This window comes from uncultured Nocardioides sp. (genome assembly GCF_902805925.1).
Lineage (GTDB): Bacteria > Actinomycetota > Actinomycetes > Propionibacteriales > Nocardioidaceae > Nocardioides.
On record NZ_CADCUP010000016.1, the window covers coordinates 1 to 12,488 of the forward strand.

A 12,488-nucleotide genomic window follows, 5' to 3' on the forward strand; every position below is an offset into this window, starting at 1 on the left:
CGTATGACCAGGACCTGCACGAGGCCGGCTCCCGCGCTGCCCAGGGGCTCTGCACGCACCACGCCGAGGGCGACGAGGCGTGCGGCGGAGAGGCCGTGGTGTCCTACGAGGACGCCGACGGCCGGTGGCAGGCCGGCTGCACCGCGGCCCTCCAGGAGCTGGTGGACAACGGCGACATCGAGCCGCTGGGGCAGGGCGCCTGAGCGGTCGCCTCAGGCGCCGTTCGAGGCCTCGTGCCAGTCCCAGTGGGCCCGGGGGTACTCGCCGAGCTCGTTGACCAGGGATCCGCACACGCGGCAGGTGCGCGTGCCGTCGGGGCCTGTGTCGAACATGTCGCCGACGTCGGGCTCGGGCGCTTGCGGGGTCTCGGCCATGGCTCCACGATAGGCCGACGCCGGGCAGCGGTCAGCCCCCGGTGAGCACCATGTGCGAGATGAGGTGGTCGAGGCGGCGGATGTCGATGCCCTCCCAGGGCTCGGGGTGTGGGTGATGATGGGCCGAGCGGGCCGTCGGGATCAGGCCCCGCCGGCCACCGCCGGGATGACCGAGACCTGCGCGCCGTCGGGGGTGACCGTCTCGAGGTTGTCGAGGAAGCGCACGTCGTCGTTGCCGACGTACACGTTGACGAACCGGCGCAGCTGGCCGGCCTCGTCGAGGATGCGGCCCTTGATGCCGGCGTACGACGCGTCGAGGTGGTCGAGCACCTCCGCGAGCGTGGCGCCCTCGGCCGAGACCTCGGACTCGCCACCGGTGTAGGTGCGCAGGATGGTGGGGATGCGGACGCTCACGCTCATGGTGTCCCTCTCGGGTCGTGGGTGGCTGGGCTCAGGCGATGCCGGTCGCGACGAACGCGGCGTACGACGGCTCGATGGTCACCGCGGCGCCGACCCGGTCGGAGACGGCGTCCAGGGTCTTCAGGCCGTGGCCGGTGTTGATGACGACGGTCTCGAGGCTGGTGTCGAGCTGTCCGCTCTCGACCAGCTTCTTGAGGCAGCCGACGGTGGTGCCGCCCGCGGTCTCGGTGAAGATGCCCTCCGTGCGGGCCAGCAGCACGATCGCCTCGCGGACCTCGTCGTCGGAGATGTCCTCGACCGCACCGCCGCTCTCGCGGCAGATGTCGAGGACGTAGATGCCGTCGGCCGGGTTGCCGATGGCCAGGCTCTTGGCGATGGTGTCGGGCTTGACCGGGCGGATCGCGTCGACGCCCGCCTTGTAGGCCACCGAGACCGGCGAGCAGCCGGTCGCCTGCGCGCCGTACACCTTGTAGGGCTTGTCCTCGACGAGGCCGAGCCGGATCAGCTCCTGGAACGCCTTGTGCACCTTGGTCAGCTGGGAGCCCGACGCCACCGGGATGACGATCTGGTCGGGCAGCCGCCAGCCGAGCTGCTCGGCGATCTCGTAGCCGAGCGTCTTGGAGCCCTCGGCGTAGTACGGGCGGACGTTGACGTTGACGAACGCCCAGCCCTCCTCCTCGCCGGCGATCTCGGAGGCGAGCTTGTTGACGTCGTCGTAGTTGCCGTTCACGGCGACCAGCGAGTCGGTGTAGACGGCCGAGTTGACCTGCTTGGGCTGCTCGAGGTTGCTGGGGATGAAGACCACGGTCTTGATGCCGGCGCGCGCGCCGGCAGCGGCCACGGCGTTGGCGAGGTTGCCCGTGCTCGGACACGCGAACACCTTCGCACCGAGCTCGCGCGCGGCGCTGAGCGCGCACGCGACGACACGGTCCTTGAACGAGTTGGTGGGGTTCGTGCTGTCGTCCTTGACCCAGAGGTTGTCGATGCCGAGCTCGCGGCCGAGGTTGTGGGCCTTCAGCAGACGGGTGAAGCCGGGCTCCATGTTGGGGCTCTGCTCGATGTCCTCGGGCACCGGCAGCAGCGCCTTGTAGCGCCAGATGTTGGCCGGGCCGGCCTCGATCTGCTCGCGGGTGATCGCCGGGAACGCGTAGGCGATCTCCAGGGGTCCGAAGCACTCGGGGCACGCGTAGTGCGGCCCGAGCCCGACGCGGTGGCCGCACTCGCGGCAGGACAGGCCCGTGGCGTTGCCGAACGCGCCTTCGCGGGGGCCGGTGGACGTCTTCTCGACGGTGGGGGCGCTCAAGGATTCCTCCTTCTCATCTGCCCCACGACGGACCTCGCCGCGGGCCGGAATTAGCACCACTTCCGCGAATTGGAGGTACGCGGCGGTTGCCGGGACGTCGACGGGCCGTTCCCTCAGTCCCTCTCGATGAGCTGGCACCAGACTAGGTGGGCGTCTCACGATGTGCACACCGGGTCCGCATGCTGGTCGTGCCGGGCACGCCCGGCCGGCGCGGATCAGCGGGCGTCGGCGTGCAGCTGCCGCAGCAGGGCGAGCACCCCGTCGGGGCCGGGTACGACGATGTCGGCGAGCTCGAGCAGCTCCTCGGGGCCCTCGGCACCGGGGTCCTCCGCGCACACCAGCAACGTGGCCAGGCCGGCCGCGCGCAGCTCGGCCACGGCCGCGAACGCCTCGAGGTCGCCGCGGTCGTCGCCGCCGAAGACGAAGCCGGTCGCGCCGAGCTCCTCGACCAGGGTGTGCACCGCGATGCCCTTGTGCATGCCGGGGGCGCGCACCTCGGCGACCAGCCGCCCCGGCTCGATCATCAGGTCGTTGCGCGAGGCGGCGTCGCGCAGCATCGGCAGGAGCCGCTCGAAGGCGGCCTCCGGGTCGGCCAGCCGGCGCGTGTGCACGGCGACCGCCAGGCCCTTCTCCTCGACGTAGGCCTCCGGGGTGCCGGCGCGGCGCAGGATCCCCGGCAGCTCGCGCAGGAAGGAGCTGAGGCCGTGCGGCGGGCGGGGCGAGATCACGCGGCGGTTGGTCGAGGACCAGCGCTCGTTGCCGTACTGCCCGAACAGGTAGAGCTCACGACCGCTCCCGCTCATCCGGTCACCGACCTCGTCGAGCCCGCCGAGGGCGAGCGCCTGGCGGGCGGGGCGCCCGGTGACCACCGCGATCGCGCGGACGACCTCGGCGAGGTCGACGAGCACGTCCGCCGCCTCGTCGTGGATGTGCGCCTCGGCCGGGTCGACCACGATGGGCGACAGGGTGCCGTCGAAGTCGAGCGCGACCACAGTGTCCTTGGCCACCGCCACGACCGCGTCGTAGCGCCGGCGGGCCTCGGGGGAGGTGAGCTCCATGCCCTCAGCCTGTCACGGCCGCGGCAGGCGCGCTCAGCCGGTGAGGACGACGGTCAGGGCATCGAGGCGCATCGCCTCGGTGGCGGGCTGCACCCGGTCGATGCCGAGGTCGAGGGCGAGCAGCCGGGCCGCGGCCTTGAGGCGTCCGGACGCGTAGTAGACCGTGGAGGCCGGGACGGTGCCGTACCAGTTGTCGGTGCCGACGACCTGCCAGCCGGCGGCGACGGCCTTCTCGCCGGTGGCGCTGGCCAGGCCCAGGATCCCGGAGTTGTTGAAGACCTCGACCATGACCTCGGCGCGCTCGACCGGCGGCTTCGGCTCCTTGGTCGGCTCCACCACGGGCGGCTCCACCACGGGCGGGGCCGACGGCGTCGCGGCGACGGTCTCGCTCGAGCCGGCCGGCTCGATGCGCACCTCGTGGGAGGGCTGGTCCCGGGTGGCGACGAAGGCGATGGCCGCCATCGCGACCGCGATGATGCTGAGCATCACCAGCGGGGAGGGCACGGCGAGGCCGCGCTCGTCTCGGGTGCGCACCTCAGACCTCGAAGCCGAGGCGACGGGCGGAGCGCTGGCGCTGCCGCTGGGAGCGCAGCCGACGCAGGCGCCGGACCAGCAGCGGGTCGGCCGCCAGCGCCTCGTCGCGGTCGATCAGGGCGTTGAGGACCTGGTAGTAGCGGGTCGAGGACATGTCGAACTTCTCGCGCACCGCCTGCTCCTTGGCGCCGGCGTACTTCCACCAGTGGCGCTCGAACTCCAGGATCTCCCGATCGCGGGCGCTCAGGCCGCCGGACTCGTCGGCCGCCTCGCCGTGGAGTGCGCCCCCGAGGGCGTTGGCAGCGTCCATGTCGGTCTCTCTCCCCGGTTGCCGAGCGTGTGTGCTTGCCCCATCGTAGGCGACGAACGACACGGATGTCATTCGCCTCCGGCGAGTCGGGCACACGTCCTAGGCTGATGGGCCATGACGCCCCCCGAGCCCGTCCGCTTCGGCATCCTCGCCACCGGAGGCATCGCCCGGGCCTTCGCCCGCGACCTCCTGCTCACGCCCGGGGCGGTGATCTCTGCGGTCGGCTCGCGCAGCCAGGAGTCCGCCGACGCCTTCGCGCACGAGCACACCGGCCACAGCGGGTGCCGCGCGCACCCGTCGTACGCCGCCCTGGCGGCCGACCCCGACGTGGACGTCGTCTACGTGGCCACGCCGCACTCGATGCACCTCGCGGGCGCGCGGCTCGCCCTCGAGGCCGGCAAGCACGTGCTCTGCGAGAAGCCGCTGACCCTCAACGCCGCCCAGGCGCAGGAGATGGTCGACCTCTCGCGACGCCACGACCGCTTCCTCATGGAGGCGATGTGGATGGCCTGCCACCCGCTCGTGCGGGCCGTGCGCGACGGCGTGGCGGCCGGCCGGTTCGGGACCCCGCGCTCGGTGCACGCCGACATCGGGTTCAAGGTCGAGCGGCCTCCCACCGACCGGCTGCTCGACCCGGACCTCGGCGGCGGCGTCCTGCTCGACATGGGGGTCTACCCCCTCACCTTCGCCCACCTGGTGCTGGGCGAGGCGCAGGAGGTCCGCGCCGTCGCCGACCTCGACGGGCGTGGCGTCGACCGTGACGTCGCCATCGTGGGCCGGTACGCCGGTGGAGCGGTCGCCGCGCTGACCGCGACCATGACCTCGGACTCCAGGCGCAGCGCGTGGGTCGCCACCGACCTCGGCCGCATCGAGCTCGACGGCACGTTCCACCACCCGACCGGGGCCAGGTGGCTGCCCACCGACGGCGACCCCGAGCAGATCGAGCCGGTGGGTGAGCTGATCGGCTCCGGGCTCGGCAACGAGGCGGCCGAGGTGGTGCGCTGCGTGCGGGAGGGACTGCGCGAGAGCCCGCTCGTCCCGCACCGGCAGACGCTCGCGCTGATGCGGCAGATGGACGAGCTGCGGGCCCAGATCGGCGTGCGGTACCCCGTCGAAGGATGACCGGTGGGGGTGGGGTCGGAGAGCGTGCGCGCCCACTAGGGTGACGGCGTGAGCGCATCCGGGCAGGCCGACCTCGTCATCGTGGCCAACCGCCTGCCCGTCGACCGGGTGACCGACGACGACGGCAACGCGAGCTGGCGCCGCTCCCCCGGGGGCCTCGTCAGCGCGCTGGAGCCCGTGCTCCGCCAGAACGACGGCGCCTGGATCGGCTGGCCCGGTGGCACCGACGACGAGCTCGAGCCGTTCGTCGAGGACGGCATGTCGCTGGTGCCCGTGCACCTGAGCGCCTCGGAGGTCGAGGAGTTCTACGAGGGCTTCTCCAACGGCACCCTGTGGCCGCTCTACCACGACGTCGTCGCCAAGCCGGAGTTCCACCGGGAGTGGTGGGACGCCTACGTCGTGGTCAACGAGCGGTTCGCCACCAAGGCCGCCTCGGTGGCGGCCGAGGGCGCGATGGTCTGGGTGCACGACTACCAGCTCCAGCTCGTCCCGCAGATGCTGCGCGAGCTGCGCCCCGACCTCCGCATCGGCTTCTACCTGCACATCCCCTTCCCGCCCGGCGAGCTCTTCCAGCAGCTGCCGTGGCGCCGCCAGATCCTCCAGGGCCTGCTCGGGGCCGACGTCGTGGGCTTCCAGCTCGCCGGCGGAGCGGGGAACTTCATCCGCCTCGTCCGCCAGCGCGTCGGCCACAAGACGCACCGCGACCTCGTCTACCTCCCCGACGAGCGCACCGTGCGCGCCGCGGCGTACCCCATCTCGATCGACACCGAGGGCTTCGAGGAGCTCGCCCGCTCCGAGAGCGTCGCCGCCCGGGCCGCCGAGATCCGCGAGGCGCTCGGCAACCCCGCGACGCTGTTCCTCGGCATCGACCGGCTCGACTACACCAAGGGCATCTACGCCCGGCTGCGCGCCTACAGCGAGCTGGTGCGCGACGGCGACCTCGACGTCGAGGACTCGGTGTTCGTGCAGGTGGCGACCCCCTCGCGGGAGCGCGTCGAGCAGTACATCCTCATCCGCGAGGAGATCGAGCAGCTGGTCGGCCAGGTCAACGGCGACCTCGGCGAGATCGGCAAGCCGGTCATCTCCTACCTGCACTCCTCCTATCCCAAGGAGGAGATGGCGGCGCTCTACCGGGCTGCCGACGTGATGGTGGTGACGCCGTTCCGCGACGGCATGAACCTCGTCGCCAAGGAGTACGTCGCCTGCCGCTTCGACGGCGACGGGGCGCTCGTGCTCTCGGAGTTCGCCGGCGCGGCCAACGAGCTGCGCCAGGCGTGGCTGGTGAACCCCTACGACATCAACGGCATGAAGCAGGCCCTGGTCGACGCGCACCGCTCGACCGACAGGGAGCGCCGCAAGCGGATGAAGGCGATGCGCAGGACCGTCGTCGAGCACGACGTCAAGGCGTGGGCCGACGAGTTCCTCCGCGAGCTCTCCCAGGTGCGGGAGTCGCACGGCAAGACCGTGCGCCCGGCGCGGAGGTCCTGATCAGGCGGGCTCCTCGCGAGGCTCGAGGTCTCCGCACATGATCGCGGAGATGTCCTTCTCGACCTGCTCGGAGACCCGTCCCCAGCCCGGCTGGTAGCCGTACAGCTCACCCAGGCCCACCCGGCGCGACTGGCCGTCGAGGATGTCGATGTCCGCAGGGGTGATCAGGGAGGGGTGCACGACGCCCACGGCCTCGGAGACCTTGAGCAGGTCGCGGCGCAGCGAGATGAGGTAGTTGCCGGCCCGCACGCTCTTGAGGTCGGGGTCGAGACCGCGGGTGTAGCGCGGGTTCTGGGTGGCGACCCCGACCGGGCAGTGGTCGGTGTGGCACTTCTGCGCCTGGATGCAGCCGATCGCCATCATCGCCTCGCGGCCGACGTTGACCATGTCGGCGCCGAGGGCGAAGGCGACCACGGCGTTCTCGGGGATCCCGAGCTTGCCGGCCCCGATGAAGGTGACGTCGTCGATGAGGCCGGCCGCGGCGAAGCGCGCGTAGACCTGGCTGAAGGCGAGCCGGAACGGGTAGGCGACCGAGTCGGCGAAGATCATCGGCGCCGCACCGGTGCCGCCCTCCCCGCCGTCGATGCTGACGTAGTCGACGCCGCGCTCGCGCGGCGCCATCGCCGTGACCAGCTGGTCCCAGAACTCCAGGTTGCCGACCGCCGACTTGATGCCCACGGGCAGCCCGGTCTCGGTCGCCACCAGCTCCACGAAGTCCAGCATCGAGTCGACGTCGTTAAACACCTCGTGGCGGCTGGGCGAGGCACAGTCGACCCCTTCGGGGATGCCGCGGATCTGCGCGATCTCGGCCGACACCTTCTCCCCGGGCAGCATGCCGCCGAGTCCCGGCTTGGCGCCCTGGCTGAGCTTGATCTCGACGGCGCGCACGGGTGCGGACGCGACGAGGTCCTTGAGCCGGCCGAGGTCGAACCGCCCTTGGTCGTCGCGGCACCCGAAGTAGGACGTACCGATCTGGAAGATGAGGTCGCCGCCGTTGCGGTGGTACGGCGACAGCGCACCCTCCCCGGTGTTCTGCAGCGACCCCGCGAGCGCGGCGCCCCGGTTGAGCGCCTCGATGGCGGCCCCCGACAGCGAGCCGAAGCTCATGCCGGAGACGTTGACGACCGAGCCGGGACGGAAGGCGTGGCGGCGACCGCGGGCGCTGCCCATGACCTTGGCCGCGGGCACGGGCACCCGCTCGTCGCCGTGCGGAGCCGTCGTCGCGCCGGGTCCCATGAAGGTCCGGTGCTTGATGATCGGGTAGCCGGCGACATGCTCCATGTCGTTGTCGGTGCCGAAGCCGAAGTAGTTGTTCTCCAGCTTGGAGCTGGCGTAGATCCAGCTCCGCTGGTCGCGGGTGAACGGCCGCTCCTCGTCGTTGCTGGCCACGATGTACTGCCGCAGCTCGGGGCCGAAGCGCTCGATGAAGAACCGCGCGTGTCCCACGACGGGGAAGTTGCGCAGGATCGCGTGCCTCTTCTGGACCAGGTCGTGGGCGGCCACGCCACCCAGTGCCGTGGCCGCCAGCCCGGCGGCGCTCCTCCACCTCATCCCCCGTGTCTAGTCGCCCGCGCCGCGGTTGTCACCATCCCTTGCGCCATTGCTGACCGGGAATGGGAGGCCGCACTAGATTCGGGGCATGGATCTGATCCCCACGCCCGGTCAGGTCGTCTCCGCAGCGGGCAACGCCGCACACCTCGCGGCCTACGGCGGGGTGGCGGACCTGCGCCCCATGCCGCGGACGATGATCGACGACGGCGACCTGCGCGAGGTCTACCACTACCGGCCGGCGGCGCACGCCGTGGAGACCGGCGACCCGGTCCTGCTGGTCACTCCGCTGGCCGCGCCGGCGCTGGCCTTCGACCTGCGCCGGGGGTGCTCGCTGGTGCAGCACCTGGTCGCGCGGGGGCGCCCGACGTACCTGGTGGAGTACGGACAGGTCTCCTTCGACCGCGACCTCGGGATCGAGCCCTGGGTCGAGGAGGTGGTGCCGACCGCGGTGCGCGAGGTCTCGGTCCACGCGGGAGGAAGGCCCGTGCACGTGGTGGCCTGGAGCCTCGGCGGCATCTTCGCCCTGCTGGCCGCCGCCGACCGGCCGGACCTGCCGATCGCCTCCATCAGTGTGCTGGGGACGCCCCTGGACACCACCACGGTGCCGATCATCGCGCCGGCGCGTCCGTTGCTCGGGCCGCGTGGTCCGGAGAGCCGGGGCCTCGTCTCCCGCGCCTACCGGGCCATCGGCGGTGCGCCGCAGCCGCTGGTGCAGTGGGCGTTCGAGCGCACGTCGTTCCAGAGGCTCGTCACCAGACCGCTCACCGTGGCCGGCCACCTCGACGACCGCGACTTCCTGGCGCAGATCGAGGCCGTCGACCGCTTCACCTCCCGGATGACCGCCTACCCGGGACGCACGTTCGGGCAGCTCTACCACCGCTTCCTCAAGGCCAACAGCCTCGCGGGCGGCAGCATCGAGCTCGACGGCCGCACCGTCGCGCTCTCCGCGATCACCGCGCCGGTCATCGTCTTCGGTGGCGCCAACGACACCATCGCCCCGATCGAGTCGGTGCGAGCCGTGCTGCCGCTGCTGACCGGTGCCCGCGAGGTGCGGTTCGAGGTCGTCCCCGGCGGACACCTCGGCATGCTGACCGGGCGCGCGGCGCGCGGCACGACGTGGCAGGTGCTGGACGACTGGCTCGACGAGTGGTCGTCGCGGCCGGAGGTGCAGCCGCCGACCGGGCCCGCGCGGAAGGCCGCCGCCAAGAAGGCAGCTGCGAGGAAGGCGCCGACGAAGAAGGCGCCCACGAAGCGGGCCGGGGGCCCGCGCGACCCCGAGCGCTGACACCTGGTGAGCGGTGGTCGCCGCGGCCCGTGCCGGGGTAGTCAGGCGCGATCTGGTCGTCGTACGCGCCTCCCGGCAGCCGTTCCGCGCCTGACTATCCCGGCAGCCCGCGCTCGGCCAGCCAGTTCCGCGCGGCCGTCCGCGAGGCCCGCGACAGCCACGCGTCCTGCACCATCTCGGTCACCTCGTCGACGTCCAGCTCGGCTATCCGGGAGGCGCGCAGCAGCACCGACGGGTGGCCGTCGAAGTGCGGCGTGGTGAAGTACGGCGTCGAGTCGTCGTCCACGAGGGCCCGCTTCGCCTCCTCGGACTCCACCCACAGGCAGATGACGTCGTCGTACCGCTCACCGGTCTCGGGGTCGACGGCGTCTGGTCGCGGTGTGCGGAAGAAGACGAAGCTGCGCCCGGAGACCTGGTAGACCGCGCGGCCTCCCTCGGCCAGCTTCACGCTGGGCAGGGCACGGGCGACCTCGTGCACGTCCTCCACCGTCGCCCTGCGCGCCATGCCCCGACGGTAGTGCGTCAGACTCCCGGCATGGGAGCGCTGGCCGGACTCGTCGATCGTGGACTCGTGGCACCCGACTGGGCCGAGGCCCTCGCGCCCGTCGACGACCGCATCGAGGCGATGGGGCGGTTCCTGCGCGAGGAGCTCGCGGCGGGCCGGCGCTACCTGCCGGCGGGCGAGGCGGTCTTCCGTGCGTTCCAGCGCCCGCTGGCCGACGTACGCGTCCTCGTGGTCGGGCAGGACCCGTACCCGACGCCCGGGCACCCGATCGGGCTGAGCTTCGCCGTGGCCCCGGACGTGCGCCCGGTGCCGCGGTCGCTCGCCAACATCTACGCCGAGCTGCGCACCGACCTCGGCATCGAGCCGCCCGCGCACGGCGACCTCACCGGCTGGGCCGACCAGGGCGTCATGCTGCTCAACCGGGTCCTGACCGTGCGACCGGGCGAGGCGGCGTCGCACCGCGGTCGCGGCTGGGAGCAGGTGACCGAGTGCGCGATCACGGCGCTCGCCCGGCGCGGCGGCCCCTGCGCGGCGATCCTGTGGGGCCGCGACGCCCAGTCGCTCAAGCCGGTGCTGGGCCCGGTCCCCTGGGTGGACTCCGTGCATCCCTCACCGCTCTCGGCGAGCCGCGGCTTCTTCGGCTCCCGGCCCTTCAGCCGGGTCGACCGGCTGCTCGCCGACCAGGGCGCCGGACCCGTGGACTGGCGGCTCCCCCACTGAGCAGCCGACGGTCCACCGGGCGCGGCGGTGAGCGGTCGCGGCAGGTGCGAGAATGCGGAGGTGAAGATCCTGTCGATCCAGTCCTCGGTCGCCTACGGCCACGTCGGCAACTCCGCGGCCGTCTTCCCCCTCCAGCGCCTGGGTCACGAGGTGTGGCCGGTCTTCACCGTGCACTTCTCCAACCACACCGGGTACGGCGCCTGGAGGGGCCCGCTGCTCTCCCCCGACGACGTGCGCGAGGTGATCACGGGCATCGAGGAGCGCGGCGTGCTGGGCCAGGTCGACGCCGTGCTGTCGGGCTACCAGGGCGGCGCGGGCATCGCCGACGTCATCCTCGACGCGGTGGCCCGGGTGAAGGCCGCCAACCCGGCCGCGACCTACACCTGCGACCCGGTGATGGGCAACGCCAAGTCCGGCTGCTTCGTCGACCTCGCCATCCCGCCGGTGATCCGCGAGCGCGTCGTGCCGAAGGCCGACGTGATCACGCCCAACCAGTTCGAGCTCGGCTTCCTCACCGGCACCGAGCCGGACGACCTGGGGTCGACCCTGGACGCGGCCGACGCCGCGATGGCGATGGGGCCCTCGACCGTGCTCGTCACCTCGGTCGAGCGTCCGGACCGTCCGGCCGACACGCTCGAGATGATGGCGGTCACCGCCGAGGGTGCCTGGCTGGCGCAGACGCCGTACCTGCCGTTCAAGGCCAACGGCTCCGGCGACGTCACCGCGGCGCTCTTCACCGCCCACCTGCACGAGACCGGCTCCCCCGCCGACGCCCTGGCCCGCACCACCTCCAGCGTCTTCGACCTCCTCCAGAACACCCTCGACTCCGGCGAGCGCGAGCTGCGCCTGATCGAGTCGCAGCACACGTTCGCGGAGCCGCGCATGCAGTTCGAGGTCACGCAGGTGCGGTGAGGTGCCACACCGTGAGGGCCACCCGGTCGTCCCGCACGGCGTGCGCAGCGGCCGGCACCCACCGGTGCAGCTGCCAGATGGTCATCGGCAGCCCCGGCTCGGGCAGCTCCGGCTCGCCGGCGTTCTCGTCGGGCGGCACCTCGCCGACGAGCTCCTCGCAGGCCCGGACCGTGAACCCGGCCGCCAGCGCGGCACGGAGCTGCTCGCCCGTCGTGTGGTTCCACTCCGGCAGGTAGCCGATCCGGCCGTGCTCGTCGAGGGCCAGCAGGGGGCTCAGCCGCGAGCCGGCGAAGTAGCCGGCCATCGACGACACCAGCAGGTGCCCGCCCGGACGCAGCACCCGGGACGCCTCGGCGAACACCGGCCCGAGGTGCTCGACGTGGTTGATCGCCAGTGCGATCACCATGACGTCCGCACTCGCGTCCGGCACCGGGAGCGCCGTCACGTCGGCGACGCCGAGCTCGGCCTCCGGCAGCTTGGTCCGCGCGATCTCGAGCATGCCCGGCGAGACGTCGTACCCCCGCACGCGGTGGCCACGCGCGGCCAGGTGAGCGGCGTACCGCCCGGTGCCGCACATCGCGTCCACCGCGTCGCCTGCGGGGATCGTGTCGAGGACCGGCAGCACGACCGCCTCGTCCATCGCGAAGAACGGGTTGTCCGGAGTGTCGTACGACGGCGCCCAGGCGTCGTAGCCGGCGTCCATCGCGACCAGCGGCACCTCGACCCCCTCGCCGAGGTCGCCGGCACGGTCGAGGAGGCGGCGGACCTCCGCGATCCGGGCCTGCGTGAACGAGCGGTCGTGCTCGCCGGCAAAGGCCCGCAGCAGCGCCACGCCCTCGAGGCCGAGGAGGTAGGCGAGCGGGTGCTGGTGGATCGATGACTGGTGGCTCGGTGACTGGCGGCTCG

The 12,488-nt window shown here is 72.4% G+C and carries 15 protein-coding genes and 1 riboswitch; of the genes, 6 read left to right on the forward strand and 9 right to left on the reverse strand.

Annotated elements, in window-relative coordinates:
* Window positions 1–203 (forward strand): hypothetical protein (locus QZX64_RS00915; RefSeq protein WP_295656201.1); only part of this gene is annotated, 203 nt, incomplete at its 5' end.
* Window positions 204–212: 9 nt separating this feature from the next.
* On the opposite strand, the gene QZX64_RS00920 is transcribed toward QZX64_RS00915, so the two are convergent.
* The 6 genes from QZX64_RS00920 to QZX64_RS00945 form a co-directional block, all read right to left on the reverse strand.
* Window positions 213–374: a hypothetical protein gene (locus QZX64_RS00920; RefSeq protein WP_295656202.1), complete on the reverse strand. Its 162-nt coding sequence runs from the start codon at window positions 372–374 to the stop codon at window positions 213–215.
* Between the two features lie 141 nt (window positions 375–515).
* Window positions 516–794, reverse strand: a complete 279-nt coding sequence (locus QZX64_RS00925; RefSeq protein WP_295656203.1) for a MoaD/ThiS family protein — start codon at window positions 792–794, stop codon at window positions 516–518.
* Between the two features lie 31 nt (window positions 795–825).
* Window positions 826–2,097 (reverse strand): threonine synthase, encoded by a 1,272-nt coding sequence (gene thrC, locus QZX64_RS00930; protein WP_295656204.1) that lies wholly within the window; start codon window positions 2,095–2,097, stop codon window positions 826–828.
* Between the two features lie 10 nt (window positions 2,098–2,107).
* A riboswitch (SAM riboswitch) is annotated at window positions 2,108–2,230 on the reverse strand.
* An 82-nt stretch (window positions 2,231–2,312) separates the two neighbouring features.
* The gene (otsB, locus tag QZX64_RS00935; protein ID WP_295656205.1) at window positions 2,313–3,155 is read right to left on the reverse strand and encodes a trehalose-phosphatase; all 843 of its coding nucleotides are present in this window, start codon (window positions 3,153–3,155) and stop codon (window positions 2,313–2,315) included.
* A gap of 33 nt (window positions 3,156–3,188) precedes the next feature.
* Window positions 3,189–3,689 carry a LytR C-terminal domain-containing protein gene (locus QZX64_RS00940; RefSeq protein WP_295656207.1) on the reverse strand — a complete coding sequence of 167 codons (501 nt, stop codon included), beginning with the start codon at window positions 3,687–3,689 and terminating at the stop codon, window positions 3,189–3,191.
* A gap of 1 nt (window position 3,690) precedes the next feature.
* On the reverse strand, window positions 3,691–3,999 hold the full coding sequence (locus QZX64_RS00945) for a DUF3263 domain-containing protein (protein ID WP_295656208.1): 309 nt from the start codon (window positions 3,997–3,999) through the stop codon (window positions 3,691–3,693).
* Between the two features lie 114 nt (window positions 4,000–4,113).
* Here QZX64_RS00945 and QZX64_RS00950 point away from each other — a divergent pair, with 114 nt between their 5' ends.
* Both QZX64_RS00950 and QZX64_RS00955 read left to right on the forward strand, forming a co-directional pair.
* A complete protein-coding gene (locus QZX64_RS00950) occupies window positions 4,114–5,121 on the forward strand; it encodes a Gfo/Idh/MocA family protein (RefSeq protein WP_295656209.1) in 1,008 nt (335 codons plus the stop codon).
* 48 nt (window positions 5,122–5,169) lie between these two features.
* A complete protein-coding gene (locus QZX64_RS00955; protein WP_295656210.1) occupies window positions 5,170–6,609 on the forward strand; it encodes a trehalose-6-phosphate synthase in 1,440 nt (479 codons plus the stop codon).
* Here the strand turns inward: QZX64_RS00955 and QZX64_RS00960 are convergent, their stop codons facing one another.
* Window positions 6,610–8,160 (reverse strand): FMN-binding glutamate synthase family protein, encoded by a 1,551-nt coding sequence (locus tag QZX64_RS00960; RefSeq protein WP_295656212.1) that lies wholly within the window; start codon window positions 8,158–8,160, stop codon window positions 6,610–6,612.
* Between the two features lie 88 nt (window positions 8,161–8,248).
* Between QZX64_RS00960 and QZX64_RS00965 the strand changes: the two genes are divergently transcribed.
* Window positions 8,249–9,445, forward strand: coding sequence for an alpha/beta hydrolase (locus tag QZX64_RS00965; RefSeq protein ID WP_295656213.1), 1,197 nt, complete (start codon window positions 8,249–8,251; stop codon window positions 9,443–9,445).
* A 94-nt stretch (window positions 9,446–9,539) separates the two neighbouring features.
* On the opposite strand, the gene QZX64_RS00970 is transcribed toward QZX64_RS00965, so the two are convergent.
* Window positions 9,540–9,950 (reverse strand): MmcQ/YjbR family DNA-binding protein, encoded by a 411-nt coding sequence (locus QZX64_RS00970; RefSeq protein ID WP_295656215.1) that lies wholly within the window; start codon window positions 9,948–9,950, stop codon window positions 9,540–9,542.
* A gap of 30 nt (window positions 9,951–9,980) precedes the next feature.
* Here QZX64_RS00970 and QZX64_RS00975 point away from each other — a divergent pair, with 30 nt between their 5' ends.
* Together QZX64_RS00975 and pdxY are read left to right on the forward strand one after the other, a co-directional pair.
* A complete protein-coding gene (locus tag QZX64_RS00975; protein WP_295656218.1) occupies window positions 9,981–10,670 on the forward strand; it encodes a uracil-DNA glycosylase in 690 nt (229 codons plus the stop codon).
* A gap of 60 nt (window positions 10,671–10,730) precedes the next feature.
* Window positions 10,731–11,582 (forward strand): pyridoxal kinase PdxY, encoded by an 852-nt coding sequence (gene pdxY / locus QZX64_RS00980; protein WP_295656220.1) that lies wholly within the window; start codon window positions 10,731–10,733, stop codon window positions 11,580–11,582.
* Here the strand turns inward: pdxY and QZX64_RS00985 are convergent.
* Window positions 11,566–12,488, reverse strand: a 923-nt coding sequence (locus QZX64_RS00985; protein ID WP_295656221.1) for a class I SAM-dependent methyltransferase, incomplete at its 5' end; no start/stop codon positions are given. The two genes, pdxY and QZX64_RS00985, sit on opposite strands and share 17 nt — an antisense overlap.

Bases quoted from the DNA above. Each gene is read 5' to 3' on its own strand.
- QZX64_RS00975 (WP_295656218.1), top strand. From the start codon at position 9,981: ATGGGAGCGCTGGCCGGACTCGTCGATCGTGGACTCGTGGCACCCGAC.
- QZX64_RS00945 (WP_295656208.1), bottom strand. From the start codon at position 3,999: ATGGACGCTGCCAACGCCCTCGGGGGCGCACTCCACGGCGAGGCGGCC.
- QZX64_RS00960 (WP_295656212.1), bottom strand. From the start codon at position 8,160: ATGAGGTGGAGGAGCGCCGCCGGGCTGGCGGCCACGGCACTGGGTGGC.
- QZX64_RS00965 (WP_295656213.1), top strand. From the start codon at position 8,249: ATGGATCTGATCCCCACGCCCGGTCAGGTCGTCTCCGCAGCGGGCAAC.
- QZX64_RS00970 (WP_295656215.1), bottom strand. From the start codon at position 9,950: ATGGCGCGCAGGGCGACGGTGGAGGACGTGCACGAGGTCGCCCGTGCC.
- otsB (WP_295656205.1), bottom strand. From the start codon at position 3,155: ATGGAGCTCACCTCCCCCGAGGCCCGCCGGCGCTACGACGCGGTCGTG.
- QZX64_RS00950 (WP_295656209.1), top strand. From the start codon at position 4,114: ATGACGCCCCCCGAGCCCGTCCGCTTCGGCATCCTCGCCACCGGAGGC.
- QZX64_RS00925 (WP_295656203.1), bottom strand. From the start codon at position 794: ATGAGCGTGAGCGTCCGCATCCCCACCATCCTGCGCACCTACACCGGT.
- QZX64_RS00920 (WP_295656202.1), bottom strand. From the start codon at position 374: ATGGCCGAGACCCCGCAAGCGCCCGAGCCCGACGTCGGCGACATGTTC.